Source organism: Pseudonocardia benzenivorans CB1190 (assembly GCF_000196675.2).
Classification (GTDB): Bacteria; Actinomycetota; Actinomycetes; order Mycobacteriales; family Pseudonocardiaceae; genus Pseudonocardia; species Pseudonocardia benzenivorans.
The window spans coordinates 5,020,359-5,047,355 of the sequence record NC_015312.1; the positions used below are offsets into that span (position 1 = coordinate 5,020,359).

A 26,997-nucleotide genomic window follows, 5' to 3' on the forward strand; every position below is an offset into this window, starting at 1 on the left:
TTACTCGGCGAGCAGCTCCCGCAGCAGCGAGCCGACGATCTCGTCCTCGATGAGGAAGCCGTCGTGACCGTAGGGGGTGTCGATCACCTGCAGCCGCGCCCCCGGGATGCCCTCGGCCAGCTCGATCTGCTGTTCCAGCGGGTAGAGCCGGTCGGAGTTCACCCCGGCGACGTACGTCGTCGCCCGCACCCGGCGCAGCGCCGCCGCGACGCCCCCACGGTCGCGCCCGACGTCGTGGGCGTTCATCAGCTCGGTGAGCCGGACGTAGGACGCCGCGTCGAAGCGCGCCACCAGCTTGTCGGCGTGGTGGTCCAGGTAGGACTCGACGGAGTAGCGGCCGCCGCGCCAGGGGTCCTCGCCGGGCTGCGCCTCGCGGCCGAACCGGCTGGCGAGCTCGAAGCCGCTGCGGTAGCTCAGGTGCGCGATCCGGCGCGCGACGCCGAGCCCCGCGTGCGGGCCCTTGCCCGGCGGGAGGTCGTGATAGTCGCCGCCGTTCCAGCCCGGGTCGGCCCGGATCGCGGCCAGCTGCGGCGCGGCCCACCCGATCTGGTCGGCCGAGGTGGCGGCGGGTGCGGCCAGGACGAACAGCCTGCGCACCCGGTCGGGCTCGCACGCCGCCCACTCCAGCGCCCGCATGCCGCCCATCGAACCGCCGATGACGCAGGCCCAGGCGTCGATCCCGAGCGCGTCGGCCAGCACGACCTCCGCGGCGACGGTGTCGCGCGCGGTCACCAGCGGGAACCGGCTGCCCCACGGCACCCCGTCGGACGCGGTCGACGACGGCCCGGTCGTCCCCTGGCAGCCGCCGATCACGTTGGGCGCCACCACGAACCACTCGGCCGGGTCGAGCGCGCGGCCCGGCCCGACGAGCGCCTCCCACCAGCCTGCGGTGGGGTGCCCGGGCTCGGCCGGGCCGGCGACGTGGCTGTCGCCGGTGAGGGCGTGCAGCACGAGCACCGCGTTGGACCGCGTCGGGTTCAGCGTCCCCCAGGTCTCGTAGGCGAGGCGGACGCCGGGCAGCTCGCCACCCGCCTCCAGGCGGAGCGCACCGGGCAGCTCCACCCACTGACGACGGCCGGGGGCGTCCCCCTCCCGCCAGGCACCGCTGGCGGGAGGGAGGACGTCGGGATTCGCGGTGATCGTGACCTCGCTCAGGCGCCCTTGGCCGCGCGGAAGCCCGCGTCGAGGTCGGCCTTGATGTCCTCGATGCCCTCGAGGCCGACGGACAGCCGGATCAGGCCGGGGCCGACACCCGTCGACAGCTGCTCCTCGCCGGAGAGCTGGCTGTGGGTGGTGCTGGCCGGGTGGATGACCAGGCTGCGCACGTCGCCGATGTTGGCGAGGTGGCTGTGCAGCTCCAGCGCGTCGACGAACCGCTTGCCCGCCTCGACGCCGCCCCGGATGTCGAACGCGACGACCGCGCCCGCACCCTTGGGCAGGTACTTCTGCTGCGCCGCGTGCCAGGGGCTCGACGGCAGACCGGCGTAGTAGACGGTCTCGACCTCGTCGCGCGCCTCGAGCCACTCCGCGACGGCCTGCGCGTTCTGCACGTGCCGCTCCAGGCGCAGCGACAGCGTCTCGATGCCCTGGATGATCAGGAAGCTGTTGAGCGGGGCGATGGCCGGGCCGACGTCGCGCAGCAGCTGGACCCGCAGCTTGATCAGGAACGACAGCGGGCCGAGCGCCTCCCAGTAGTTGAGGCCGTGGTAGCTCGGGTCGGCCGTCGTCAGACCCGGGTACTTGTCGGCGTGCGCACCCCAGTCGAAGTTACCGGAGTCGACGACGATGCCGCCGATCGACGTGCCGTGGCCGCCGAGGAACTTCGTCAGCGAGTGGACGACGATGTCGGCGCCGTGCTCGATCGGGCGCGACAGGTACGGCGTCGGGACCGTGTTGTCGACGATCAGCGGGACGCCCGCCTCGTGGGCGAGGTCGGCCACCAGCCGGATGTCGAGCACGTTGCTGCGTGGGTTGCCGATCGTCTCGGCGTAGAACGCCTTGGTGTTCGGCCGGACCGCGCGGCGCCACTCGTCGGCGTCGTCGGGGTCGTCGACGAACGTGACCTCGATGCCGAGCTTGGGCAGCGTGTAGTGGAACAGGTTGTAGGTGCCGCCGTAGAGCGAGGCGCTGGAGACGAAGTGGTCGCCGGCCTCGGCGACGTTGAGGATCGCGAGGGTCTGCGCGGCCTGGCCCGACGCCAGCGCGACCGCGCCGATGCCGCCCTCGAGCGCGGCGACGCGCTGCTCGAGCACGTCCTGCGTCGGGTTCATGATCCGGGTGTAGATGTTGCCCAGCTCGGTGAGGCCGAACAGCGCGGCGGCGTGGTCGCTGTCGCGGAAGGTGTACGAGGTCGTCTGGTAGATCGGGGTCGCCCGGGCGCCGGTGGTGGGGTCCGCGGTGGCACCCGCGTGCACCTGCTTGGTCTCGAAGGACCAGGCGGCGGTCGGGTCGGTGGGCTCGGTCACGATGACTCTCCTGCGTGAGGGCGGAAACGGATGGGGTCCGGCGGCTGCGCGCCCGGCGGCACGGGTGCGGGTCGGCGATCCGTCCGGTGACCTCCTCGGAGCCCGGCGGAGCCGACCCCGGCACCGCGCCCCGGCCCGAGGACGCACGGGTCGTCGGCGGGCCGGGTCAACGGCCGCAACAGGCCGCGCTCGTCACCCGCATGGTGTCGACATGCAGGCGCGCCACGAGGCAGATCACCGATCGAACGTATCGGGTGCCGCCGCGGGCGCACAACCGGGCTCACCCACGTTGGTAGCGTCTCGCGTCGTGCTCGTGCTGCTGCCCCCCTCGGAGACCAAGCGCGACGGCGGGGACGGTCCCCCGCTGCGGTTGGACGCGCTGTCGTTCCCCGAGCTGGGCGGCACGCGCAAGGAGCTGGCCGACGAGCTCGTCGAGCTGGCGGCCGACCCCGCCGCGGCCCGGACCGCGCTCGGGCTCTCGCCCCGGCAGGACGACGAGATCGCCCGCAACGCCGCCCTGTGGTCCGCACCGACGATGCCGGCACTGCACCGCTACACCGGCGTCCTCTACGACGCCCTCGACGTGACGACCCTGCGGGGCGCCGCGGCCGCCCGCGCGCGGGCCCGGCTCGCCGTCGGGTCGGCGTTGTTCGGACTGGTCCGGGCCGACGACCCCATCCCCGCGTACCGCCTGTCCGCGGGCTCCGCGCTGCCCGCGGGCGGCACGCTCGCCGCGCGCTGGCGGCCCGCGCTCGACCCCGTGCTCGCGGGGCTCGCCGCCGAGGACCTGGTGGTCGACCTGCGCTCGGGCTCCTACGCGGCACTCGGCCGCGTCCCCGGCGCGGTCACGGTGACCGTGCTGGCCGAGAAGCCCGACGGCAGCCGCGGCGTCGTCAGCCATTTCAACAAGGCGCACAAGGGGGCGCTGGCCCGGGTGCTGGCCGGGAGTCGCGCCGAGCCCGCCGACGCCGCGGGGGTCGCGGCGATCGCGCGGCGGGCCGGGATGCGCGTCGAACGCCGGGGCAGCGCGCTCGAGGTGATCGTCCCGGGGTGATCGTCCCGGGGTGATCGTCCTGACTTGATCGTTCCGGGTCGGTCGTCGCGCGTGTGGTCGACGACACGCGGGCCCGATGTGTCCGATCCGCGTGATCATCCGGCTAGCGTCGAGCGAGGGCGGCGCCCGTTCCGCGGGCAGGTGAGGGGGGAGCTCGATGCGCAGGTCGCGCGCGACGAGCAACGTCGCGATCGGGCTCGCGCTCGGCGCGGCCGCACTGTTCCTGACGATGGCGCTGAGCGCGCCGAAGGTCGAGGAGGCGGGGAACGCGTCGGCGGCCGCACCGACGTCGGAGGAGCCGCAGCCGCCCCCCGGACCGCCGGCGTGGATGCGTCCGCTCGACCCGGGTGAACGCCCCCCGCAGTTCGTGCTCTTCTCCTTCGACGGCGCCGGCTCCGACAGCCACTGGAAGCGCATCCTGCCGCTGGCCAAGAAGTCGAACGCGCACGTCACCGGGTTCCTGACCGGGCTGTACCTCGTGCCGAGCGCCGAGCGCTCCCGCTACACCGGACCCGGCCACCACCCGGGCGCCTCGTCGGTCGGGTTCGGCGGCAGCGCCGCCGACATCGAGACGCGGATCGCGAACCTGCACACCGCGCTCGCCGACGGCCACGAGATCGGCACCCATTACAACGGGCACTTCTGCGCCGGCTCGGAACCGAGCGTCGGGAAGTGGACGACGGCGCAGTGGAACTCCGAGCTCGACCAGTTCTTCCGGTTCGTCCGCGAGGCCCCCGGACTCGACCTGCCCGACGGGACGGTGCGCGGCGGCCGTACCCCCTGCCTGGAGGGCAAGCGGGACGCGCTGCTTCCCGCGATGCGCAGCCACGGGCTGGTCTACGACTCCAGCACGACCTCGGGCGCGCTGACCTGGCCGTCCCAGGTCGACGGCGTGTGGGAGTTCCCGATGCCCGCCGTGACCGTCACCGCCCTGGGCAAGCGGGTGATCATGATGGACTACAACCTCTGGTACTCGATGAACGGCGCGAAGGAGGAGCCGGAGAAGGCCGGGCAGTTCACCGAGTGGACCGTCGGGGCCTACTTCCGCGCCTACGACGCCGCGCTCGCCGGGAACCGGGCGCCGCTCGTCGTCGGCAACCACTTCAACGACTGGAACGGCGGCGCCTTCAGCACCGCCGTCGAGACGTTCATGGGCGAGGTGTGCACCCGGCCGGAGACGGTGTGCGCCACGTACTCCGAGGTCATCGAGTGGATGGGGTTGCAGGACCCGGCGACGCTCGCGGCGCTGGCCGAGCAGCCGACGCCCCGCCCCTGACCCTCCGTCCGCCGCCACCCCACCCGACCCGGAGCACGGCCGGTCCGACGACCCCCGGCCGCAACCTCACTGCTGCCCGCCGCTCGGGTTCAGCGCTGACGTTGCGCCGCAATCGTCGGCCGCAACCTCACTGCTGGCCGCGTGCCGTGAGCAGCGCTCGGGTTGCGCACGGATCCTCGGCCGCAACCGTGCCTTCGTCGGGGCCCGCGAGACGAAATCGCGTTGCGAGCCGGGGCGGGGACCCGCCAGGATCGCTCCCGGCCGGATGAGACGAGACCCCAGGAGGTGCCCGATGTCGACCGCCGCCCGGGACCTGGCGCGTCCTCGTCCCTTCCGCGCCCCACCGCTGGTCCACGCGCCGTCGTAGCGCGCCGTCAGGTGGGGCCCTTCCGGTCAGGAGACCCACCGGTGCCTTCGCACGACGGTTCCCACACCCGCGGCCGGCGCCCCCGCCGCCGCTTCGACGACGAGTACGACGAGTACGACGACGACGTCCAGCACGACCTCACCCGGCGCCGCCGCCGCGACGACCCGCCCCCCGTCGAGCTCGACGAGCGCGCCGGTGCGGAGATCGACGGTCCGCCCGAGGGTGACCGCTGGTCGACATGGGACGGTGCCGACAAGGGCCCCGAGCCCCGCCCCGGCTGGGTGGTGACCGCGACCGGCGCCGTCGACACCGAGCTCGGTGTGCTCAAGACGGGCAAGGAGGCCGACGTCCACCTGCTGCGCCGGGCGGTGCCCGGCACGGACGGGATGCTGGTGGCCGCCAAGCGGTACCGCTCGCCCGAGCACCGCATGTTCCATCGCGACGCCGGATACCTGCAGGGCCGGCGCGTCCGACGGTCCCGCGAGACCCGGGCGATGGCCGGGCGCACCGGCTTCGGCCGCGACCTGCTCGCCGGCCAGTGGGCGCGGGCCGAGTTCGCCGCGCTCGCGACGCTGTGGACGGCCGGCGTGCCCGTCCCCTACCCGGTGTCGGTCGAGGACACCGAGGTACTGCTGGAGTTCGTCGGGTCGGGGACCGCCGCCGCGCCCCGGCTCGCGCAGCTGCGACCCGACGCCGACGAGCTCGCGGACCTGTGGGCGCAGCTCGGCGAGGCGCTGCGCGGCCTGGCTCGCCAGGGCCTCACGCACGGCGACCTGTCGGCGTTCAACGTGCTGGTCGACCGCGGCCGGCTCGTCCTGATCGATCTCCCGCAGGTCGTCGACGTCGTCGGCAACCCGTTCGGACCGTCCTACCTGGGGCGCGACGTCGACCGCATCACGGAGTGGTTCGCCGCGCGCGGGCTGCCGGACGCCGTTGCGGCCCGCGACGCGCTGTTCGACGACCTGCTCGCCGAGCTGGGTATCGCCCAGCCGGGCTCGTCACACCGGTGAGGCCGGGGCCGGACGCTCGGGTAGGGTGGATCAGAGCGTCCGGCCCGGCCGAACCCGGCCCGGTGACACCTTCGTCGAACCCGCAGCGGACGCGTCCGAAGCTTCACCATCGTGGGCGCTGCGTCGCGCCCGGGCTCGTCGCCGCGATCGCCCGTCCGTCGTCCCGACGGTCGTCGGCTGCTCCGTGACGTGCCACGTCCCGGAGGTTCTCTTGGCTCCCCAGCCCGCCCGCTCGTCGGGCTCCACCACCCGTGCCCGCAGCGGCCAGGGCCGGCCCCGGCGCCCGTCCGGCGGCCGCTCCCGCGCGCACGGCTCGTCGCGCACCGCCGCCCCGGTCCGTCCGTCCACCACGATGCCGGTCGAGGAGCTGTGGGCGGCTCCCGCGTCCGGCCTCCCGACCTTCGCGGAGCTCGGGCTCCCCGAGGCCGTCCTGCGCACCCTCGACGCCGAGGGCTTCACCGCGCCGTTCCCGATCCAGGCCGCGACGCTGCCCGTCACCCTCGCCGGCCGCGACCTGCTGGGCCGCGGTCAGACCGGCTCCGGCAAGACGCTCGCGTTCGGCCTCGCCCTGCTGTCCCGGCTGGCCGGGGGTCGCGCCGTCGCCCGGCGCCCCCGCGGTCTCGTCCTGGTGCCGACGCGTGAGCTCGCCCAGCAGGTCGTCGACGCGCTCGACCCGTTCGCCCGCGCGCTGGGGCTGCGCGCCGCCGCCGTCGTCGGGGGGCTGTCGTTCAACCGCCAGGCCGACGCGCTGGCCCGCGGCGTCGACCTCCTCGTCGCGACGCCCGGACGGCTCACCGACCACACCAACCAGCGCACCGCCGACCTGTCCGGCATCGAGGTCACCGCGATCGACGAGGCGGACCGCATGGCGGACATGGGGTTCCTGCCCCAGGTCCGGGCCATTCTCGACCTCACCCCCGCCGACGGGCAGCGGCTGCTGTTCTCCGCGACGCTCGACGGCGACGTCGCCGCGCTCGTGTCGCGCTACCTGCACGACCCGGTGACGCGTGCCGTCGCGTCGGCCACGGGCGCCGTCGACACGATGGACCACCACCTGCTACTGGTCGACTCCGTGACGAAGGCCAGGGTCGTCGCCGAGATCGCCGCACGCGACGGGCGGACGATCCTGTTCGCGCGCACCAAGCACGGCGTCGACCGGTGGGTCCGCAATCTGCGCCGCGACGGGGTGTCCGCCGCGGGGCTGCACGGCGGCAAGTCGCAGAACCAGCGCAACCGCGCTATCGCCGACTTCAAGGAGGGCCGGACGCCCGTCCTCGTCGCGACGGACGTCGCCGCCCGCGGCATCCACGTCGACGACGTGAGCCTCGTCGTGCACATCGACCCGCCGGGCGACCCGAAGGACTACCTGCACCGCGCCGGCCGCACCGCGCGCGGCGGCGAGTCGGGCACCGTCGTCACGCTGGTGACGCCGGAGGAGCGTCGCGACGTCGACACGCTGACCCGCCAGGCGGGCGTCCGGCCGACGGTCCACGACGCGGCGCCGGGGTCGGCGACGCTGCAGCGGGTCACGGGCGCGCGCGAGCCCAGCGGAATCGCCGTCGTCGAGCCGCGGCCCGCGCCGCAGCAGCCGCGCGGCCAGGGCCGACGGTCGCGGCCCCGCCAGGGTGCCGGTGCTCCGGGCGGCACGCAGGGCGGCCGGTCCGGTGCGCGCGGACGCAGCGGCGGCGCCCGGCGGTCCGGCGGGAACCGCTCCAGCGCCGCGTAACGCCACCCGGCCGGACCAGCCGCAACCTGGCTGCTCCCCCGGCCGGGTCCGACGACGGTCGGGTTGCGCCCGGTCCGCCGGCCGCAACCTGGCCGCTCCCCCCGACGGACTCGACGACCGTCAGGTTGCGCCCGGCGGGCGCCCGGGCCCGGCGCACACAACGCGGGCGGCGATCAGCCGCCGAGGCCCAGGACGGACAGCACCTGCCGGGCGGCGGTCCCGCCCGCCTCCTGCGCGACGGCAAGGGCGCGGGGGACGTCGAGGTCGTCGAGCAGAGCGGCGGTGACCTCTGCGGAGGCCACGGGGTTCTCGGTGACCCCGTGCGACGCGGCCGCGTAGAGCGCCTCCAGCCGGGTCTCGGCCGCGCGGAGGTCCTCGTCGCGGTAGTCCCAGGTCTGCGCCCAGGGGCGGTCGACGAGCAGCAGCCGCAGCGCCGCCGCGGGCCGGTCGGCCAGGACGTCGGAGACCAGCACGAGGTTCCCCGCGGACTTGGCCATCTTCCGGCCGTCGATCCGGACCGTGCCGACGTGCAGCCACGCCCGCGCGAACGGGGTGACGCCCGTGACGGCCTCGGCCATCGCGGCCTCGTAGGCGTGGTGCGGGTACCGCAGATCGGCGCCCCCGACGTGCAGGTCGAGCGCGGGGCCCAGCGTCGTCAGCGACATCGCCGCACACTCGGCGTGCCAGCCGGGCCTGCCCTCCCCCCACGGACTCGGCCACGCCGGTTCACCATGCCCGGCCACCCGCCAGATGACGACGTCGGCGGGGTCGTCGCGACCGTCGTCGCGGCGGTCGCCGAACTCGTCGGCGAGCGCGGCCGCCTCGTCGGCGGCCAGTCCGGCGCGCTCGCGCACCCCCGCGCCGCGGAACCAGACCGTGCCGTCGCGGTGGTAGGCCGCGCCGCGCTCCAGCAGCGCCTCGGCGAGCTCGACGACCTGCGCGACGTGGACGTGCGCGCGCGGCTCGTACGTCGGGCGGCGGACGCCCAACGCGGCCATGTCGCGTTCGAAGCGGAACTGCTGGACGGCCGCGAAGCTGTCGTAGCGGGCGCCCGCGCGGGCCGCGGCGGCGTCGAGCACGTCGTCGACGTCGGTGACGTTGCGGCAGACGTCGACGTCGACACCGACGTGGCGCAGCACCCGCGCGGCGACGTCGGCCCAGACGAAGGTGGCGGCGTGCCCGAGGTGGGTCGTGTCGTACGGGGTGATCCCGCACACGTACATGCGGGCCCGGCCGACGACGGGCAGCGGGGTGCCGGCGATGTTCAGCACGTCAGCGGGCCTTTCCGGGACGGGCGCGACGGGCCGCCCGGCGCAGCTGCAGGATGCGCAGCGAACCGGGGATCGCGACGAGCAGGATGCCGGCGATCGCCGCGAACAGCAGCGCCACGCCCGTGGGGAGCCGGCCCGCGGCACCCAGGAAGTGGACGTCGACGGTCTGCAGGTTCTGCAGGATGAAGATCAGCAGCAGGAGCAGCACCAGGGCCGAGAAGATCAGCCCGACCCACAGTCCGGACAGCCGCGACCGCGGCGCCGCGGGGCGCTGCGCCTGCCGCGACGGACGCTCCGCCTCCGACGACGGTTCCTGGTCGGGAATCCGCACCGGGACGGTCGGCCCGCCGGACGGGTCGGACGGGACCGGCAGCGTGGGCCCGCCCGAGGGGTCGCTCGTCTCCACCGGACGCAGCGACGGGTCGGTCGCGGGATCGGCGTGCGGGTCGGCCCGCCCGACGTTCCCGGGCCGAAGCGCGCCGCCGCCCTGGCGACCCCGGTCGTCGCTCATCCTGCGAGCCTCCTGTCACGTTCTCCCCGGCCGCGCGGAACCACGCCCGGTGCCCGGGAGTATCCCGTACGTCGCGGTCGGGGCGACGCGTCGGGCCCTGCGCGGCGAACGTGTCGCGAGGGCCCCTCAGCCGCGCGCGGGGCGGCGCATCGGGACGTGCGCGACGCCGTCCCAGTCGTAGGCCGGCCCGACGGGCTCGAAGCCGTAGCCGCGGTAGAAGTCGGCGAGGTGCTCCTGCGCGTCGAGCACGCACTCCCCCGACCCGACCTCGGCGAGCGCGGCCTCGACGAGTCGCCGGCCGAGGCCGCGTCCGCGCACGTCACGAACGGTGCAGAGACGTCCGATGCGATACCCGCCCCCGGGTTCCTTGAGCAGCCGGATGGTGCCCAGCACGGGCTCGGGACTGCCGTGACCCGCCAACCAGTAGTGCCGCGCCCGCGGCTCCAGATCGCGGCCGTCGAGCTCGCCGTAGGCACAGGCCTGCTCGACGACGAACACGTCGACGCGCAGCCTCAGCAGCGCGTACAGGGTGGCGGCGTCGAGGTCGAGTGCCCACGCCCGGCGCACGGTCGCCGCGGTGGCGTCGCCCGGACGGCCGTCGCGGTCGGTCTCACTGCTCACGGCGTCTGCCTACCAGACAACGGGGCCGTCCGCGCCCGGCAGCTAGCCTCGGAACCGTGCGTCATCACGATCTCGTCGTCATCGGCAGCGGCTCCGGCAACAGCATCGTCGACGATCGCTTCGCCGATCTCGACGTCGCGATCATCGAGCACGGCACGTTCGGCGGCACGTGTCTCAACGTCGGCTGCATCCCGACGAAGATGTACGTCTACGCGGCCGACGTGGCCGAGGCCGTCCGGCGGGCGCCCCGCTACGGCGTCGACGCGACGCTCGACGGCGTGCGCTGGGCCGACATCCGCGACCGCGTGTTCGGCCGAATCGACCCGATCGCCCAGGGCGGCAAGGAGTACCGGCTCGACCCGGTGCGCACCCCGAACGTCACGACCTACCTGGGCCACGCCCGCTTCACCGGCGATCGCACGCTCTCGATCACCCCTGTCGACGGCGGCCCGGCGCAGACGGTGACGGCCGACCGGATCGTGGTGGCCGCGGGCGGGCGCCCGCACGTGCCCGACCCGATCCGCGACTCGGGGGTGCCCTACGAGACGTCGGACACCGTCATGCGGCTGGAGAAGCTACCCGAACGGGTGGTCATCCTCGGCGGGGGCTACATCGCCGCCGAGTTCGCGCACGTCTTCTCCGCCTTCGGGGTCGGGGTGACGCTCGTCGCACGCGGCGAGCGCCTGCTGCGCTTCAGCGACGACACCGTCGGGCACGCCTTCACGACGATCGCGCAGGAGCGCTGGGACGTCCGGCTCGGCACGGTGGCCGACGGCGCGCGCCTGCTCGACGGGGGCGGCGTCGAGCTCACTCTCACCGACGGTTCGACAGCCAGCGGCGACCTGCTGCTGGTGGCAACGGGCCGGGTGCCCAACAGCGACCTGCTCGACGTCGCCGCCGGCGGCATCGCGACACACCCCGACGGGCGCGTCGTCGTCGACGAGACCCAGGCCACGACCGCGCCGGGGGTCTGGGCGCTCGGCGACGTCAGCTCGCCGTTCCAGCTCAAGCACGTCGCCAACCACGAGGTGCGGGTCGTGCAGCACAACCTGCTGCACCCCGATGCGCCGCGCCGCTCCGACCATCGATTCGTGCCGTCGGCGGTGTTCACCGAGCCGCAGCTGGCCGGCGTCGGGCTCACCGAGCGGCAGGCCCGGGAGCAGGGCCTCGACGTGGTCACCAAGGTCCAGGCCTTCGGCGACGTCGCCTACGGCTGGGCGATGGAGGACACCACCGGCCTCTGCAAGATCGTCGCCGAGCGCACCACCGGCCGCATCCTGGGCGCCCACCTCATGGGCCCGCAGGCCTCGACGCTGATCCAGCCGTTGATCCAGGCGATGACGTTCGGCCTCGACGCCCGCACGATGGCCGTCGGCCAGTACTGGATCCACCCGGCGCTGCCCGAGGTCGTCGAGAACGCGCTGCTGGGCCTGCCGCTCGAGCTCGACGAGGCCTGAGCCCCGCGCGTCCGGGGAAGGCGACCCTTAGCATGGAGATCGATCCGGCCCGGGGCCCGGCGTCGAACCCTGACACCGCCCCGTGGTCCCCCCTGCGGATGTGAGGAAGCCCATGACCGTTGCCGACAGCCCGGCCAGGCCGGCCGAGAGCGACGGGGCCGCCGGCCCCGGCCCGAAGCCGATCCTCGACGGCACCCGCGGACTGCCCCAGCAGATCGGCGTGTACGTGTTCGTCATGGTCCCGCTGCTGGCACTCGTCGCGGCGATCCCGCTGGCCGTCGGGTGGGGGCTGCTCGGCTGGTCGGACGTCGTGATCGGCCTGGTGTTCTACGTCGTCAGCGGGCTGGGCATCACCGTCGGCTACCACCGCTACTTCACCCACGGCTCGTTCAAGGCCAACCGGCCGCTGCGGATCGGGCTGGCCGTCGCGGGCAGCCTCGCGATGCAGGGGCCCGTCATCGACTGGGTGGCCGACCACCGCCGCCACCACGCGTTCTCCGACAAGGAGGGCGATCCGCACTCGCCATGGCTGCACGGCTCGGGCCCGCTCGGGCTGGCGAAGGGCTTCTGGCACTCGCACATGGGCTGGCTCTTCGACCGCGACCAGACCAACGAGGAACGGTTCACCCCCGACCTGCTGGCCGACACCGACATCCGCCGCGTCGACGCGCTGTTCGGGCTCTGGAGCGTGCTGACGCTGCTCGTCCCGGCGGGGCTCGGGGCGCTGGTCACATGGTCGTGGCAGGGCGCGCTGACGGCCCTGTTCTGGGCGGGCCTCGTCCGGGTGGGGCTGCTGCACCACGTCACCTGGTCGATCAACTCGATCTGCCACATGTGGGGCGACCGCCCCTTCGCGGCCCGCGACCGCTCCGCCAACGTCTGGCCCCTGGCCATCGCCTCCTTCGGCGAGTCCTGGCACAACCTGCACCACGCCGACCCGACCTGCGCCCGCCACGGCGTCAAACGCGGCCAGGTCGACATCTCCGCCCGGGTGATCCGGACCTTCGAGAAGCTCGGCTGGGCGACGGCGGTGCGCTGGCCCACCGAGCGCCGGCTGCAGCGGATCGCCCGGGAGGCCTGAGGGCCGCTCAGCTCGCGGCGGCCGGGCGCTCCGGGCCCGGGTCGTACGCCGCGTCGGGAGCCTGCTCGCCGCGCAGGTCGGCGACCAGCTTCGTGATGTCGGTCATGATCGCTGCCGTGGCGGCGTCGAGGTTCGTGCGGGTGCGCGGCTTGCCGACGAACGCCGAGAGGTCCACCGGTGGCCCCGCGACGACACGCACCCGCCTGCGGGGGAACAGCCGCGGCAAGGCCCCCGGCGGCAGCGCCTCCTGGGTGCCCCAGTTCGCCACCGGGATCACCGGGACCCCCGTGACGACGGCGATCCGCCCGATGCCGTTCTTCGCCTTCATCGGCCAACCGTCGGGGTCGGCGGTGTAGGTGCCCTCCGGGTAGAACGCGACGACCTCGCCGCGGTTGAGGGCCTCGACGGCGTCTCGGTAGGCGTCGGTGGCGCGGCTCGTCGCACGGTGGACGGGGATGTGCCTGCCGCCGGCCAGCACCGACCGCACGACCGGCACCTTCCACAGCTCCGACTTGGCCAGGTAGCGCGGCATCCGCCCGTTCGCGACGACGAACGCCGTGTCGAAGATCGGGTCGGCGAACGACACGTGGTTGAGCGCGAGCAGCGCGCCGCCCGAGCGCGGGACGTGCTCGCCGCCCCGGAAGACGATCTTCGGGAGGAACATCGCGAACGGCCAGATCAGCTCGATGCCCAGCCCGTACCAGAACCCCGAGCCCGAGCGGCGTCGCCGCAGGGTGAGCCGCAGCTTCTCCCGGACGGTCAGGGGGCGGTCGGTGTCGGCCATCGCAGGTCCTCCAGGCGCTCCGGGCCCGGGCAGGGGCCCTCGCCCGGCGGGTCGGATCGGTCTTCTCCCCCGATCTTCGCCCATGGTCGACGCGCGGAACGCGCCGCACCGGGTGAGGATTCCACTGTGACGTCCACGCAGGACGGATCCGGCTCCGCCCACGGGCCGAACACCTGGTGCCGCCGCGGCGCGGCACCCGTCGAGCGAGTCCCGGAGGTCTCGTGCCCGATCCGTCCGACGACGAAACCCTCCCGCGGCTGGAGACGTTCGGGCCGGTCCCCACCGCGCCGGACGGCGTCGTCCTCGTCCTGCACGGTGGCCGCTCGGTCAGCCGTGACCCGGCCCGGCGCGGGCTCGCGTACCTCCGGATGCTCCCGTTCGCCCGCGCCGTCGGAACCCCGCGGACGGCGGTCCACCTCCTGCGTTACCGCTACCGCGGGTGGAACGGCCCCGCCCGTGACGCGCTGCACGACGCCGAATGGGCCGTCGCACAGGCCGGTCGCCTGCACCCGGGTGCGCCGATCGTGCTGGTGGGGCACTCGATGGGCGGTCGTGCCGCACTCGGGGCCGCGGGCGGCCAGGGCGTCGCCGCGGTCTGCGGACTCGCCCCGTGGCTCGGCGCCGACGACCCCGTGGACCAGCTCGCCGGCCGGTCCGTCCTCATCGCCCACGGCGACCGCGAACGCACGACCGACCCGGCCGAGTCCTACGCCTACGCGGTCCGTGCCGCGGCCGTGACCGACCGGATCTGCCGCTTCGAGGTCCACGGCGACGGCCACGCCATGCTCCGCCGCGCCCGCGACTGGACCTCGCTCGTGCGCCGGTTCGTGCTCGGCGAGCTGGGGATCGAACCGGAGGACCCGGAGATCGCGAACGCCATGCAGGAGCCGCCCCCCGGTGGGCTCGCCAGGGCGCTGAGCAGGACACCGATCGGAGCGGCGAGATGAACCACCCGTACGACGGCGCCCGGCCGACCGTCGCCGTCGTCGGCGCCGGCGTGTCGGGGCTGACGGCCGCGCACGTGCTCCGGCGCGCCCACGACGTCACCCTCTTCGAGGCCGACGACCGCCTCGGCGGCCACGCCCACACCCATGAGCTCGCGGGTTCCGACGGCGCGGTGCGCGGCGTCGACTCCGGGTTCATCGTCCACAACACGCGCACCTACCCGACGCTGCTGCGGCTGTTCGCCGAGCTGGGCGTGACGACGCAGGACGCGGACATGTCGATGAGCGTGCGCTGCGACGGCTGCGGCCTGGAGTACGCGGGCGCCCGCCGCGCCCCGGGGCTGTTCCCGCAGGCGTCGAACCTGGCCCGCCCGGCCTACCTGCGGATGCTCGGTGAGGTGGTGCGGTTCCACCGGCATGCCCGGCGGCTGCTCACGACGGCCGACGCCGATGCCGACGCGGTCACTCTCGGCTCGTTCCTCGCGATCGGCGGGTACTCGCGCTACTTCGTCGACCATTTCATGGTCCCGATGGTCGCGGCGGTGTGGTCGGCGGGTGCGGCGGTGTCGTTGCGGTACCCGGCGCGCTACCTGTTCACGTTCCTGGCCCACCACGGGATGCTCGGCATCGGCGGCTCCCCGCAGTGGCGCACCGTGACCGGCGGCTCGCAACGCTACGTCGAGCGCATCGTGAAGAACCTGCACGTGGTCCGCACGGGCACCGCGGTGCGCGCCCTGCGACGCACCGCCGGCGGCGTCGAGGTCCACGACGCGGCCGGCGCGTCCCGGCGATTCGACAAGGTCGTCGTCGCGACGCATCCGGACCAGGCACTCGCCCTGCTCGCCGACCCGACCGCGGACGAGACCGCCGTCCTCGGCGCGTTCTCCTACTCGCACAACGAGACCCGGCTGCACTCCGACGTCACGGTGCTGCCGCGGCGGGCGGGCGCGCGGGCGTCGTGGAACTACCTCAAGCCCACCTGCACCGCCGACGACACCGCGGGGGTCCTCGTCAGCTACGACATGAACCGGCTGCAGCGACTCGACATCGCCGACCCCTACGTCGTCACGTTGGGCGGCGCCGACCGGATCGACGAGACCCGGGTCATCGCAAAGATGTCCTACGAGCATCCGATCTACACCCCCGAATCGGTTGCCGCGCAGCGGCGGCTACCCGAGCTCACGACCGCCGTCACCGCCTATGCCGGCGCCTACCACGGCTGGGGCTTCCACGAGGACGGCGCCGCGTCGGGCGTGCGGGCCGCCGCCGCGCTCGGGGTGACCTGGTGACCCGCACCGCCCGCCCGGACGCACCGGCCGCGACCGGGACCGTCGTCCCCGCGGTCTACGACGCCAGGGTCCGGCACGTGCGCCGGGCCCCGGGAATCGCGAGCGGCCGGTCGTTCGACCACGCTGCGCGCACCTGGCTCGTCGACGTCGACGACCTGCCGGTGCTCCCACGGCCGCTGCGCGCCCTCGCCCGCTTCGAGGCGCGCGACCATCTCGGCGACCCGCGACGAACCATCCGCGAGAACGTCGACGGGTACCTCGCGACCCACGGGATCGACCTCCGGGGCGGCCGGATTCTCATGCTCGCCTGCCCGCGCGTGCTCGGGCACGCCGTGAACCCGCTGTCGGTGTTCTGGTGCCACGACCGCGGCGGCGCACCGGTGTGCGCGATCGCCGAGGTGCACAACACCTACGGCGAGCGGCACTGCTACCTGCTGCGCCCCGACGAGCGCGGGCGCGCGGAGGCCGACAAGGCCTTCTACGTCTCGCCCTTCCTCACCCTCGACGGGCGCTACCGGATGCGGTTGCCCGTCCCCGACGAGCGGTTGGCGATCGCCGTGACCCTCCACCAGGGCCCCGGCGTCGCGTTGGCGGCGACCCTCAGCGGCACCCGGCGTCCGCCCGCGTCCCACGTGCGGAGCCTGCTGCGGCATCCGCTCGCCACCCGGCGGACCTCCGCCCTGATCCGCCGGCACGGCATCGCGCTGTGGCTGCGCGGCCTGCCCGTCGTCCCCCGTCCGTCGCACCCGTCCCAGGAGGGCGTCCAGTGAGCACCGAACCCGTCCACCGTCCGTCGCCGGCCGCCCGCGCGCTCCCCCGTCCCCACGAGGGCGTCTGGCCGGGGCTGGCCGAGGTCCCGGTCGCCCCGCTGCGCGCCCGCGTCGCGGAGTCGCTGTTCCGCCGGGCCGTGCGGACGCTCCCGGTGACCGTCGTCATGCCCGACGGGGAGACCCTCGGCACCGGCGGCCCCCGGATGGACATCAGGCGGCCCGGCGCGTTCTTCGCGCGGCTCGGCACGTCGTCGAAGATCGGTTTCGGGGAGGCCTACATGGTCGGCGACTGGACCTCGCCCACGCCCGCCGACCTGCTGACCCCCTTCGCCGCCAGGCTCGCGCAGCTCGTCCCGCCCGCGCTGCAGCGGCTCGGGCGCCGCTGGGTCGAGGCCCGTCGGCCCGACGACGAGGTCAACACGCTCGAAGGCGCCCGGCGCAACATCCACCGGCACTACGACCTGTCCAACGACCTGTTCGCGCTGTTCCTCGACGAGACGATGTCGTATTCCGCGGCGTGGTTCCCGCCCGGTGGCGACGACCTCGCGGCGGCCCAGCGGCGCAAGATCGACGGCATCCTCGACATGGCCGGGGTGACCGAGGGGATGCACGTCCTCGAGATCGGCACCGGCTGGGGCGGCCTGGCGGTGCGGGCCGCGCGGCGCGGCGCCCGGGTCACGACGCTCACGATCTCGGCAGAGCAGGCCTCGCTCGCCGAGCGGCGGATCGCCGAGGCCGGCGTCGCCGACCGGGTGCAGGTGCTGCTGCGCGACTACCGCGAGGCGCGGGGCAGCTACGACGCCGTGGTGTCCGTCGAGATGATCGAGGCAGTCGGCGAGCGCTTCTGGCCCACGTACTTCGCGACCCTCGACCGGCTGCTCCGGCCGGGCGGCCGCGTCGGGCTGCAGTCGATCACGATGCCGCACGACCGGCTCATGGTCTCGCGCGGCGACCACACCTGGATCCACAAGTACGTCTTCCCCGGCGGGCTGATCCCGTCGGTCGAGGCGATCGAGGCCAACCTCGCCGCGCACAGCTCGCTGCGGATCGCGCGCCGGCGCAGCCTGGGCCAGGACTACGCGCGGACGCTGGCGCACTGGAACGCCCGCTTCCAGGAGCGCCGGGCATGCGTCGCCGCCCTCGGTTTCGACGAGACCTTCCGCAGGATGTGGGAGTTCTACCTCGCCTACTGCGAAGCCGGCTTCCGGGTCGGCTACCTCGACGTCTTCCAGTTCTCCCTCCACCGCCGGTGAGCGGCGCCACCGGTCCTGGCCGGCAACGCCACCCACGACCCCCTCTCGAAGGAGCACACGTGCCGCGTCCCGTCGCACCCCAGCTCGTCGACCTGCTCGAACGCGTCATCGGTGCCGCGCTGCCCATCCGCATCCGCGCGTGGGACGGCAGCGAGGCCGGAGCGGCCGACGACCCCGCCGCGCCCGTCGCCGTGCTGCGGCACCGCCGCGGCCTGCGCCGGCTGCTGTGGGCCCCCGGCGAGCTCGGCCTGGCCCGCGCGTTCGTCGCGGGCGAGCTCGACGTCGAGGGCGACCTCGCCGACGGCCTGTCCCGGTTCTGGGCGCTCGCCCGCGCGCACGGCCTGTCCGGTGTGACGCTCTCGGCCTCCGACCGGATCGCGGCCGCCGCGCTCGCGGCCCGGCTCGGCGCCGTCGGACCGCCGCCCCGGCCCCCGGCCGCGGAGGCGCGCCTGCGGGGCACGATGCACACCCGCCGGCGCGACCGGGCCGCGATCGCGCACCACTACGACCTGTCCAACGAGTTCTACGCGTTCCTGCTCGACCCGCGGATGACCTACTCGTGCGGCTACTGGACACAGGAGCCCGGGCCCGGGTACCGGCTCGTCGACGCCCAACGCGACAAGCTCGACCTCGTCTGCCGCAAGCTCGGCCTCGCGCCCGGGATGCGGCTGCTCGACGTCGGCTGCGGATGGGCGTCGCTGCTGGTCCACGCCGCGCAGCACTACGGCGTCACTGCCGTCGGCGTGACGCTCTCCGCGCGCCAGCGCGACCTCGGCGCCGCCCGCGTCGCCGAGCTGGGCCTGGCGGACCGGATCGAGATCCGGCTGCAGGACTACCGCGGTGTCGACGACCCGCCCTTCGACGCCATCGCGTCGATCGAGATGGGCGAGCACGTCGGGGACGTCAACTACCCGACCTACGCCGCCCAGCTGCACCGGCTGCTGCGCCCGCACGGCCGGCTGCTGCTGCAGCAGATGTCGCGCGGCGCGGCGGGCCGCGACGACAACCCCGGCGGCGGCGCGTTCATGGAACGCTACGTCGCGCCCGACATGTCCATGCGCCCACTGGGCTCGACGCTGAACCTGCTCGAGGCCGCCGGGCTCGAGCTCGCCGACGTCCACTCGCTGCGCGAGCACTACGTGACGACGGTCCGGCCGTGGCTGGACACGTTGCAGGACCGCAAGGCGGAGGCGATCCGGCTCGTCGGCGAGGAGCAGTACCGGGTCTGGCTGCTCTACCTCGCGGGCGCCTCGTCGGCGTTCGCGGAGAACCGCATGGGCGTGCACCAGATGCTGTTCGTCCGGCCGGGCGCCGACGGCACGTCCGGCCTGCCGCGCAGCCGGGCCGCCGTCCTCGGCCCGGACCCGGCACTCGACCGGCTCGCCGCCGACGTGCGGCCGGGTGAGCTCACCGCAACCGTCGCTCCGACACGATGACCGACGTGGGCGCCTTCCCCTGGTCGCAGTTCCTGACCAACCTCTGGGTCACGGCGGTGGCGGTGCTCGTCGTCATGCTCGCGGCACTGGCCGTCGCGGCGCTGCGCGGGGGCCGCCACGACGGGATCGACGTCGTCTGGGGCGCCGGGTTCGCCGTGGTCGCGCTCGTCACGCTGGTCATGTCGGCCGGCGACGGCGAGACCTGGCGCCGATGGCTCACCACCGCGCTGACGGTGGTGTGGGGGCTGCGGCTGGCCTGGCACATCGGCCGTCGCAACCACGGCAAGCCCGAGGACCAGCGCTACGTCGCGCTCATGAGCCGGGCGCCCGGCAACCCGTACGTGTACGCGTTCACCAGGATCTACCTGACCCAGGGTGTGGTCATGTGGGTCGTGTCGCTGCCCGTCCAGCTCGCCCAGTACGGCACCGGCGGCGGCCTGCTCGGCACGGTGACGGCCGTGCTGGGCGTGCTGTCGTGGTGTGTCGGGTTCTTCTTCGAGACCGTCGGTGACGCCCAGCTCGCCCGTTTCACCGCGGACCCGGGCAACAAGGGCACGGTGCTCGACCGCGGGCTGTGGCGGTACACCCGCCATCCCAACTACTTCGGCGACGCCGCGGTCTGGTGGGGGCTGACGCTGCTCGGGCTGCACCAGCTGCCCGGCCTGGTCGGACTCGCGTCCGCCGCGATCATGACCTTCCTGCTGGTCAGGGGCACCGGCGCGAAGCTGCTCGAGTCCTCGATCGGCGAGCGGCGTCCCGGCTACGCCGACTACGTCCGGCGCACCAGCGGGTTCATCCCGCGGCCACCACGCGAACCGGCCCGCTCCTGAACCGACCACCCCGCACCGTCCGTCCCTGAGTGGGGCGCCCCGCCCCGCCCGAGCGAGAGGATCCCGATGAAGTCCGGAGACATGGTCGACGAGTTCGAGCTGACCGACGAGACGGGAGCCACCCGCACCCTCTCCGGCCTGCTCGCCGACGGCCCGATCGTGCTGTTCTTCTACCCGATGGCCTCCTCCGGCGGCTGCACGAGGGAGGCCTGCCATTTCCGCGACCTCGCCGCCGAGTTCGCGGAGCTGGGCGCCACGCCCGTCGGCATCTCGGGTGACGACGTCTCCGCGCAGCACACGTTCGCCTCCGCGCACTCGCTGGGCTACCCGCTGCTGTCCGACCCCGGCCACACCGTCGCGAAGCGCTTCGACGCCTACCGGCGCTGGCTGCCCGGCGGGCTGCACACCCGCCGCCGGACGTTCGTCATCGGTACCGACCGGCGCGTCGTCGCCGAGTTCAGCAGCGAGACCAACTTCGACGCCCACGCCGACGAGGCGCTCGCCGCGCTGCGCAGGGTCCGGGCCGCGTGAGTGCACCCGGCCCCGGCACACCGCGGGCTGCGGCGCACCATCCGCCGATGCGTCGCCGCGGTCAGTCGCCGGCGGCGGCCCGCGCCGGGATCGCGGGCAGGCCGTCGAGGCTGTGGGTGTTCTTCGCCTCGCGGTAGGCGCGCATGGACGCGTCGTCCTTGCGGTCGGTCCACGAGTCGAGCAGGTCGCGCTCCCCCAGCAGCTCCATCGTCGGCACCGCGTACCCGCAGGAGTCCGACACCCGCGACACGTCCACCGTCACGACGGCCCGCACGCCGAGCCGGCGTCGCTCGGCGGCCTCGCCGAACGGCGCGAGCGCCTCGTCGAACCCCGGCTCGCCGACCAGCACGACGCGGCCCGTCCCGTGCAGACGGACGATGTCGGGCCGCTCGTCGAACGACACGAACATGACGCAGATCCGGCCGTTCTCCCGCAGGTGCGCGACGGTCTCGGCGCCGCTGCCGGTGAGGTCGGCGTAGGCGAAGGTGTGGTCGTCGAGGACCCGGAACGTGCCCCGCATGCCCTTGACCGAGACGTTGACCATGCCCCCGTCGGACAGCGGTGCCGTCGCGACGAAGAACATGGGCTGCTCGTGGATCCAGTCGGTGATGCGCGCCGTGATGCCCTTGTAGACCTTGGCCACGTCGGGGCTCCTCAGAGAAGGGTGAGGATCTCGGCCCCGTCGCCGGTCACCAGCACGGTGTGCTCGAACTGCGCCGTGCGCTGCCGGTCCTTCGTGACGACGGTCCAGCCGTCGTCCCAGATGTCGTAGTCGACCGTGCCGAGGGTGACCATCGGCTCGATCGTGAAGGTCATGCCCGGCTCGAGGACCGTGTCGACGTCGGGCTGGTCGTAGTGCAGCACCACCAGACCGCTGTGGAACGACCGGCCGATGCCGTGCCCGGTGAAGTCACGGACGACGCCGTAGCCGAACCGGCGGGCGTAGGACTCGATCACCCGGCCGACGACGTTGAGCTCGCGGCCCGGGCGGACGGCCTTGATCGCGCGCATCGTCGCCTCGCGGGTGCGCTCGACGAGGAGCCGGTCCTCCTCGGAGACCTCGCCCGCGAGGAACGTCGCGTTGGTGTCGCCGTGCACGCCGCCGATGAACGCCGTGACGTCGATGTTGACGATGTCGCCGTCCTGGATGACGGTGGAGTCGGGGATGCCGTGGCAGATGACCTCGTTGAGGCTCGTGCAGCACGACTTCGGGAAGCGCCGGTAGCCCAGCGTCGACGGGTAGGCGTCGTGGTCGACGAGGAACTCGTGGACGACCCGGTCGACCTCGTCGGTGGTGACGCCCGGCTTCACGGCCTCGCCGCCCAGCGCGAGCGCCTGCGCCGCGATCCGCCCCGCGACGCGCATCGCCTCGATCACCTCGGGCGTCTGCACCCACGGCTCGGTGCTGCGCGACGGCGCGTCCTTGCCGACGTACTCCGGCCGCGGGATGTGCGCCGGGACCGGACGGGTCGGCGAGACGGTGCCAGGGGTGAGCAGCGTGCGGGCAGGCATGGCGTCCAGCTTAAGCGCTTCGCCCGACCACCCGGCGGCCCCGCGGGCACTCACCCACCGCGCGCAGGTTGCGCACGAACGTCGCAACCTCACCGTCCTGCCCGGCCCCGGATACGACGCCCAGGTTGCGCACCAACCACCGGCCGCAACCTCACCGTCCCGCCCGGCCGCCGGAACGACGCTCAGGTTGCGCACGACCATCCGGCAGCGACCTCGCGGCGGCGCACGGGCAGGCGCCGGGACGCCACCTCACGGCTGCGCCCGGGATCGTCGGCGTCCGGGATCGTCGGCTGCCGGGGGGATCGGCGGCGCCGGGGTCAGCGGCCGGTGCGGGCGCTGCGGCGGAGGGCGGTGGCCGCGACGAGGGCCGAGACCCCGCGCCAGCCCAGCAGCAGCACGGCGAGTGCGGCCAGCGTGACGAGCGCGAAGGTGAGCGGCAGCCGGCCGAGGAACACGGCGCGCAGCCCCAGCCCGACGACGACGGTCGCAGCCAGCACGACGACACCGGCGCGGAAGCCCTGCGGGCGCGCCCGCACCCACGGCGTCGCCCAGGCGACGAGCAGCCCCACCAGGAACGGCGCCGCGACGGCGAGGATGCCGACGATGCCGTCGGACTCGTCGTGGCTGGCACGCCCGATCGCCGCGAACACGACGACCGCGACCACGTCGGCCACGGCCGACAGCGCGAACACGCGGGGGAGCCGGATCGTCGTCGCCACGCACCCAGCGTAGGACGCGGACCGCCCGCTCGGGCACACACCCGGGCCGTCGACCGCGGCCGGCTCAGCCCAGCGCCGCCAGGAACCGCTGCGCCACCCCGACCGCCGGCCCCGACGAGCCGCCGTCGACGACCAGCACGGCGAAGGCGACGTCGCCCCGGTAGCCGACGAACCAGCCGTGCGCCCGGTTCGCACCGTTCGCGCTGTACTCGGCCGTCCCGGTCTTGCCGAAGACCGCGCCGGAGCGGGCCAGACCGGTCGCCGTCCCCTCGGTCACGACGGCCCGCATCATCGTGCGCAGCTGGTCGAGGACCGGCTGCGGCGGCGGGGCGGTGGCGGCCTTCGGGACGTCGGTCGGCCGGCCGCGAATGAGCTGCGGCACGACGGGCGCGCCCTTCGCGACGGTCGCCGCGACCAGCGCCATCCCGAACGGCGTCGCGACCACGTCGCCCTGCCCGAACCCGTCCTCCGCCCGCTGCACCCGCTCGGCGGCGGGCGGCACAGCGCCGGTGACCGTCGTCAGGCCGGGGACGGTGAAGTCGGCGCCGAACCCGAGCTGCAGCCCCGCCGCGGGCAGCGCGTCGGCGGACAACTGTGCGGCGAGCTGGGAGAACGTGGTGTTGCAGGAGTTGGCGAAGGCCTTGGTGAGCGGGACGGTGCCCAGGTCGAAGCGGTTCTCGTTGGGGACGAGCCGGCCGTCGATCGTCGTGGTGCCCGGGCACGGCTGCGGCGTGGTGGCGGTGACGCCGAGCGTCTCGAGCGCGGCGGTCGCCGTGACGATCTTGAACGTCGATCCCGGCGGGTAACGGCCGGTGAGCGCGATGGCACCCGCGGCGTCGGCAGGGGCGTTCTGCGCGACGGCGAGCACGTCGCCGGTCGACGGCGCGATCGCGACCAGTGCGGCCTGCTGCGGCAGCGTCTCGACGGCGTCCTCGGCCGCGGCCTGGACGGCGTGGTCGAGGGAGAGCGTGACCGTCGAGCCGGACGTCGCGGGCTGGTCCTGCAGCGTCGCGATCGTCGCGCCGCTGCCGCCGACGACCTGCACCGACCACCCGGCAACGCCGCTGACCTGGGGCGTCACCTCCGTCCGGACCGGGGCGAGGACCTGGCTGCCGAACCCCGCGGACTGGGCGAGCAGCCGGGTCTGGGTCGCGAACCGGACGCCGGGCAGGTCGTGGATCGCGTTCTTGACGGTCAGGTAGTCGGTCTGGCGCAGCACGGCGACGGAGTAGCCCTGGCCCGCGGGCACCCCGGCAGCACCCTCGGCGATCGACTGCGGGGTGATGCCCGGGACGAGCGGGGCCAGCGCGGCCGCGAGCGCCCCGGTGACGGCCCCGAGGTCGCCCGCAGCGGTCCGGTCGAGCAGCACGTTGACCACCGGCGTGGGCGTGAGCAGCGGCGTCCCTCCGCGGTCGACGACGGGCGCCGGTTCGGGGGTGTCGACGACGAGCGCGAGCCGCTGCCCGGCCCCGAGCCTCGGGTGCACGACCGCGGGCGACCAGTGCACGACCCATCCCGCGTCGGTGTCGGGCGCCGCGCGCAGGGTGATCTCGTCGAGGTAGGCGAAGCGGCGGTTCTGCCCGAGGTCCCACGCGACGTCGACCGACGCCGTCGCCGCGTCGCCCGTGCTGCGCACCTGCGCGACGCTCGCCGACAGCCCGGCGGGGGCCAATGACGCGCGCACGGCCGCCAGCAGGGTCTGCGCCGCGGCCGGGTCGTCGGTGAGTGTCGCGGCCGCCGCGTCGTCGCCCCGGGTCCAGGCGTCGAGGTAGGCCTGGACGGCCTTCTGTTCCGAGCTCGGCCCGAACAACGCGCAGCTCGCGCCCACGAGACTGAGCACGAGCACCCCGGCGAGCAGCACGAGCCGGAGGCGGCCCGGGACCCGACGGGGAGCGGTCACGGACCCGAGTATGCCCATGCGTGCCGACATTCCCGGCGATTCCGGGACGACGCGACGGCCCAACGGCACGTTCGGGGGACGCCGCACGCGCGCCGCGAGTTCGGCCCGGCGGTCAGAACAAGACCGTCGCGAAGCTCGCGACCTGCGTGAACCCGATCCGCCCGTACACCGAGCGGGCCACGTGGTTGAACCCGTTGACGTACAGGCTCGAGATGCGGCCCATGGCGGCGAGCCGGTCGGCCACCGCGGCGGTGCCGATCGTGCCGTAGCCGTGCCCGCGCCGCGACGGGTGCACCCACACGCCCTGGATCTGGCCGACCTGCGACGACAGCGCGCCGATCTCGGCCTTGAACACGACCTGCCCGTCCTCGAACCGGGCGAACGCCCGACCGGCGCCGACGAGCTCCGCCACCCGGGCGCGGTACCCCGCGCCGCCGTCGCCCGCCCGGGGATCGACGCCGACCTCCTCGGTGAACATCGCGATCGCGGCGGGCAGGTAGAGGTCGATCTCGTCGGGACGGACGGGCCGCACCAGCGGGTCCGGCGTCACCGCCGGCGGCCCGGCCAGCACCATCAGCGGCTGGTCGGGACGGACCTCGCGGGCCGGCGCCCACGCCGGAGCGAGGTCGTCCCACAGCGGGAGGACCAGCTCGGCGCGGCCGACGAGCGACGAGCACCCCCTGCCGTGCCGGCGGGCACGGTCGGCGAAGCTGCGCAGCGCGGACCGCTCACCGCGCAGCGGGACGAGGTTGGCCCCGGAGAAGCAGAGCCCGTCCAGGCGCGGGCCGACGGCCCAGAGCTCGCCGCCGAGGCGCCACGGGTCGAGGCCGGCCACCTCGATGCGCGCGGCGACCATGCAGGCCGCAACGGGATCGGCCTCGAGGGCCGCCCGGACGCCGGCGCGGTCACGGTCGTCGAGCAGTCGAGCACCCGCGACTCTGAGCACCCTCCTACGGTGCCACACCTGTGGGCCGATGCCCACGTGAGGGCCGGTTTCGGCTCGGTCTCGGATCACGGCACGCGCCCGGTCCGCCGCGGGCCGCGTCAGCCGACGACGACCTCGGGCTCGCCCTCGCCGGCCATCGTCTCGGCGATCTTCATCGCCTCCTCGATCAGCGTCTCGACGATGGCGTGCTCGGGGACCGTCTTGATGACCTCACCCTTGACGAAGATCTGGCCCTTGCCGTTGCCGGAGGCCACGCCGAGGTCGGCCTCGCGGGCCTCGCCCGGGCCGTTCACGACGCAGCCCATGACCGCGACGCGCAGCGGGACCTCCATGCCCGTCAGGCCGGCGGTCACCTCGTCGGCCAGCTTGTAGACGTCGACCTGGGCGCGCCCGCACGACGGGCAGGACACGATCTCGAGCCGCCGCGGCTTGAGGTTCAGCGACTCCAGGATCTGGCGGCCGACCTTGACCTCGTTGACCGGCGGGGCCGACAGCGAGACCCGGATCGTGTCGCCGATGCCCTGCGAGAGCAGGGCGCCGAACGCGACCGCGGACTTGATCGTGCCCTGGAACTCCGGGCCGGCCTCGGTGACGCCCAGGTGCAGCGGGTAGTCGCACTGCTCGGCGAGCAGCTCGTAGGCACGCACCATCACGACGGGGTCGTTGTGCTTGACCGAGATCTTGACGTCGTGGAAGTCGTGCTCGGCGAACAGGCTCGCCTCCCACAGCGCCGACTCGACCAGCGCCTCCGGGGTGGCCTTGCCGTACTTCTGCAGCAGCCGCTTGTCGAGCGAGCCCGCGTTGACGCCGATGCGGATCGGGATGCCGCGGTCGCGCGCGGCCGCCGCGATCTCCTTGACCTGGTCGTCGAACTTGCGGATGTTGCCCGGGTTCACGCGCACGGCGGCGCAGCCGGCCTCGATCGCGGCGAACACGTACTTCGGCTGGAAGTGGATGTCGGCGATGACGGGGATCTGCGACTTCCGCGCGATCGCCGGCAGCGCGTCGGCGTCGTCCTGGCTGGGGCAGGCGACGCGCACGATGTCGCAGCCCGCCGCGGTGAGCTCGGCGATCTGCTGCAGGGTGGCGTTGACGTCCGCGGTGAGGGTGGTGGTCATCGACTGCACGGAGATCGGGTGCTCACTGCCGACGCCGACGGGGCCGACCTGCAGCTGCCGGGTCTTCCGGCGAGGAGCGAGGGTCGGGGCGGGTGCGGCGGGCATGCCCAGGGAGACGCTCACGAG

The 26,997-nt window shown here is 74.3% G+C and carries 25 protein-coding genes; 13 read left to right on the forward strand and 12 right to left on the reverse strand.

From position 1 onward, the window contains the following. Positions 1-1,155 carry a homoserine O-acetyltransferase MetX gene (gene metX, locus PSED_RS23565; RefSeq protein ID WP_013676744.1) on the reverse strand — a complete coding sequence of 385 codons (1,155 nt, stop codon included), beginning with the start codon at positions 1,153-1,155 and terminating at the stop codon, positions 1-3. Then, complete coding sequence (locus PSED_RS23570) at positions 1,152-2,465, reverse strand: bifunctional o-acetylhomoserine/o-acetylserine sulfhydrylase (protein WP_013676745.1); 1,314 nt, start codon at positions 2,463-2,465, stop codon at positions 1,152-1,154. Before PSED_RS23570 ends, metX begins: the two co-directional genes overlap by 4 nt. Positions 2,466-2,772: 307 nt before the next feature. Here PSED_RS23570 and yaaA point away from each other — a divergent pair, with 307 nt between their 5' ends. The 4 genes from yaaA to PSED_RS23590 all read left to right on the forward strand — a co-directional run bounded on the left by yaaA (position 2,773) and on the right by PSED_RS23590 (position 7,898). Further along, positions 2,773-3,519, forward strand: coding sequence for a peroxide stress protein YaaA (yaaA, locus tag PSED_RS23575; RefSeq protein ID WP_013676746.1), 747 nt, complete (start codon positions 2,773-2,775; stop codon positions 3,517-3,519). 157 nt (positions 3,520-3,676) lie between these two features. Beyond that, entirely contained in the window at positions 3,677-4,795 is a 1,119-nt protein-coding gene (locus tag PSED_RS23580) for a polysaccharide deacetylase family protein (protein WP_013676747.1), read from the forward strand. Between the two features lie 408 nt (positions 4,796-5,203). After that, positions 5,204-6,172, forward strand: a complete 969-nt coding sequence (locus tag PSED_RS23585; RefSeq protein WP_013676748.1) for a serine protein kinase RIO — start codon at positions 5,204-5,206, stop codon at positions 6,170-6,172. A 352-nt stretch (positions 6,173-6,524) separates the two neighbouring features. Next, positions 6,525-7,898: a DEAD/DEAH box helicase gene (locus tag PSED_RS23590; protein WP_041762168.1), complete on the forward strand. Its 1,374-nt coding sequence runs from the start codon at positions 6,525-6,527 to the stop codon at positions 7,896-7,898. A 173-nt stretch (positions 7,899-8,071) separates the two neighbouring features. On the opposite strand, the gene PSED_RS23595 is transcribed toward PSED_RS23590, so the two are convergent. The 3 genes from PSED_RS23595 to PSED_RS23605 all read right to left on the reverse strand — a co-directional run bounded on the left by PSED_RS23595 (position 8,072) and on the right by PSED_RS23605 (position 10,301). Beyond that, on the reverse strand, positions 8,072-9,169 hold the full coding sequence (locus PSED_RS23595) for a class I tRNA ligase family protein (RefSeq protein WP_013676750.1): 1,098 nt from the start codon (positions 9,167-9,169) through the stop codon (positions 8,072-8,074). Position 9,170: 1 nt separating this feature from the next. Beyond that, positions 9,171-9,680, reverse strand: coding sequence for a lipopolysaccharide assembly protein LapA domain-containing protein (locus PSED_RS23600; RefSeq protein WP_013676751.1), 510 nt, complete (start codon positions 9,678-9,680; stop codon positions 9,171-9,173). Between the two features lie 126 nt (positions 9,681-9,806). Further along, positions 9,807-10,301, reverse strand: a complete 495-nt coding sequence (locus PSED_RS23605; protein ID WP_013676752.1) for a GNAT family N-acetyltransferase — start codon at positions 10,299-10,301, stop codon at positions 9,807-9,809. Between the two features lie 56 nt (positions 10,302-10,357). Between PSED_RS23605 and PSED_RS23610 the strand changes: the two genes are divergently transcribed. Both PSED_RS23610 and PSED_RS23615 read left to right on the forward strand, forming a co-directional pair. Continuing rightward, a complete protein-coding gene (locus PSED_RS23610; RefSeq protein WP_013676753.1) occupies positions 10,358-11,758 on the forward strand; it encodes a mycothione reductase in 1,401 nt (466 codons plus the stop codon). A gap of 112 nt (positions 11,759-11,870) precedes the next feature. Beyond that, entirely contained in the window at positions 11,871-12,839 is a 969-nt protein-coding gene (locus PSED_RS23615; protein WP_013676754.1) for an acyl-CoA desaturase, read from the forward strand. A gap of 7 nt (positions 12,840-12,846) precedes the next feature. Here the strand turns inward: PSED_RS23615 and PSED_RS23620 are convergent, their stop codons facing one another. Next, positions 12,847-13,623, reverse strand: a complete 777-nt coding sequence (locus tag PSED_RS23620) for a lysophospholipid acyltransferase family protein (protein ID WP_013676755.1) — start codon at positions 13,621-13,623, stop codon at positions 12,847-12,849. A 221-nt stretch (positions 13,624-13,844) separates the two neighbouring features. Here PSED_RS23620 and PSED_RS23625 point away from each other — a divergent pair, with 221 nt between their 5' ends. From PSED_RS23625 to PSED_RS23655, 7 genes are all read left to right on the forward strand, one after another. Beyond that, on the forward strand, positions 13,845-14,570 hold the full coding sequence (locus tag PSED_RS23625) for an alpha/beta fold hydrolase (RefSeq protein WP_013676756.1): 726 nt from the start codon (positions 13,845-13,847) through the stop codon (positions 14,568-14,570). Beyond that, the gene (locus tag PSED_RS23630) at positions 14,567-15,856 is read left to right on the forward strand and encodes an NAD(P)/FAD-dependent oxidoreductase (protein ID WP_013676757.1); all 1,290 of its coding nucleotides are present in this window, start codon (positions 14,567-14,569) and stop codon (positions 15,854-15,856) included. Before PSED_RS23625 ends, PSED_RS23630 begins: the two co-directional genes overlap by 4 nt. Further along, positions 15,853-16,626 carry a DUF1365 domain-containing protein gene (locus PSED_RS23635; protein WP_013676758.1) on the forward strand — a complete coding sequence of 258 codons (774 nt, stop codon included), beginning with the start codon at positions 15,853-15,855 and terminating at the stop codon, positions 16,624-16,626. The genes PSED_RS23630 and PSED_RS23635 overlap by 4 nt, the downstream gene beginning before the upstream one ends. Further along, positions 16,623-17,879 carry an SAM-dependent methyltransferase gene (locus PSED_RS23640; protein ID WP_013676759.1) on the forward strand — a complete coding sequence of 419 codons (1,257 nt, stop codon included), beginning with the start codon at positions 16,623-16,625 and terminating at the stop codon, positions 17,877-17,879. The genes PSED_RS23635 and PSED_RS23640 overlap by 4 nt, the downstream gene beginning before the upstream one ends. A gap of 59 nt (positions 17,880-17,938) precedes the next feature. Continuing rightward, positions 17,939-19,315 carry an SAM-dependent methyltransferase gene (locus PSED_RS23645; RefSeq protein ID WP_013676760.1) on the forward strand — a complete coding sequence of 459 codons (1,377 nt, stop codon included), beginning with the start codon at positions 17,939-17,941 and terminating at the stop codon, positions 19,313-19,315. Further along, positions 19,312-20,145 carry a DUF1295 domain-containing protein gene (locus PSED_RS23650; RefSeq protein WP_013676761.1) on the forward strand — a complete coding sequence of 278 codons (834 nt, stop codon included), beginning with the start codon at positions 19,312-19,314 and terminating at the stop codon, positions 20,143-20,145. The genes PSED_RS23645 and PSED_RS23650 overlap by 4 nt, the downstream gene beginning before the upstream one ends. Positions 20,146-20,211: 66 nt before the next feature. Further along, positions 20,212-20,676 (forward strand): peroxiredoxin, encoded by a 465-nt coding sequence (locus PSED_RS23655; RefSeq protein ID WP_013676762.1) that lies wholly within the window; start codon positions 20,212-20,214, stop codon positions 20,674-20,676. Positions 20,677-20,737: 61 nt separating this feature from the next. Here PSED_RS23655 and PSED_RS23660 read toward each other — a convergent pair whose 3' ends face one another. The 6 genes from PSED_RS23660 to ispG form a co-directional block, all read right to left on the reverse strand. After that, entirely contained in the window at positions 20,738-21,319 is a 582-nt protein-coding gene (locus PSED_RS23660; protein WP_013676763.1) for a pyridoxamine 5'-phosphate oxidase family protein, read from the reverse strand. A gap of 11 nt (positions 21,320-21,330) precedes the next feature. Beyond that, on the reverse strand, positions 21,331-22,188 hold the full coding sequence (gene map / locus PSED_RS23665) for a type I methionyl aminopeptidase (RefSeq protein ID WP_041759979.1): 858 nt from the start codon (positions 22,186-22,188) through the stop codon (positions 21,331-21,333). 317 nt (positions 22,189-22,505) lie between these two features. Further along, entirely contained in the window at positions 22,506-22,907 is a 402-nt protein-coding gene (locus PSED_RS23670) for a DUF3054 family protein (RefSeq protein WP_013676765.1), read from the reverse strand. 64 nt (positions 22,908-22,971) lie between these two features. After that, the gene (locus PSED_RS23675; RefSeq protein WP_233899128.1) at positions 22,972-24,807 is read right to left on the reverse strand and encodes a penicillin-binding transpeptidase domain-containing protein; all 1,836 of its coding nucleotides are present in this window, start codon (positions 24,805-24,807) and stop codon (positions 22,972-22,974) included. 112 nt (positions 24,808-24,919) lie between these two features. Next, positions 24,920-25,753 carry a GNAT family N-acetyltransferase gene (locus tag PSED_RS23680; RefSeq protein ID WP_013676767.1) on the reverse strand — a complete coding sequence of 278 codons (834 nt, stop codon included), beginning with the start codon at positions 25,751-25,753 and terminating at the stop codon, positions 24,920-24,922. A gap of 98 nt (positions 25,754-25,851) precedes the next feature. Then, positions 25,852-26,994, reverse strand: coding sequence for a flavodoxin-dependent (E)-4-hydroxy-3-methylbut-2-enyl-diphosphate synthase (gene ispG / locus PSED_RS23685; protein ID WP_013676768.1), 1,143 nt, complete (start codon positions 26,992-26,994; stop codon positions 25,852-25,854). Positions 26,995-26,997: the final 3 nt, after the last annotated feature.

What these genes read in the sequence shown, in the direction of transcription:
- PSED_RS23580 (WP_013676747.1), top strand. Translation starts at nt 3,677, where the DNA reads ATGCGCAGGTCGCGCGCGACGAGCAACGTCGCGATCGGGCTCGCGCTC.
- PSED_RS23590 (WP_041762168.1), top strand. Translation starts at nt 6,525, where the DNA reads ATGCCGGTCGAGGAGCTGTGGGCGGCTCCCGCGTCCGGCCTCCCGACC.
- PSED_RS23600 (WP_013676751.1), bottom strand. Translation starts at nt 9,680, where the DNA reads ATGAGCGACGACCGGGGTCGCCAGGGCGGCGGCGCGCTTCGGCCCGGG.
- PSED_RS23615 (WP_013676754.1), top strand. Translation starts at nt 11,871, where the DNA reads ATGACCGTTGCCGACAGCCCGGCCAGGCCGGCCGAGAGCGACGGGGCC.
- PSED_RS23620 (WP_013676755.1), bottom strand. Translation starts at nt 13,623, where the DNA reads ATGGCCGACACCGACCGCCCCCTGACCGTCCGGGAGAAGCTGCGGCTC.
- PSED_RS23630 (WP_013676757.1), top strand. Translation starts at nt 14,567, where the DNA reads ATGAACCACCCGTACGACGGCGCCCGGCCGACCGTCGCCGTCGTCGGC.
- PSED_RS23650 (WP_013676761.1), top strand. Translation starts at nt 19,312, where the DNA reads ATGACCGACGTGGGCGCCTTCCCCTGGTCGCAGTTCCTGACCAACCTC.
- PSED_RS23655 (WP_013676762.1), top strand. Translation starts at nt 20,212, where the DNA reads ATGAAGTCCGGAGACATGGTCGACGAGTTCGAGCTGACCGACGAGACG.
- map (WP_041759979.1), bottom strand. Translation starts at nt 22,188, where the DNA reads ATGCCTGCCCGCACGCTGCTCACCCCTGGCACCGTCTCGCCGACCCGT.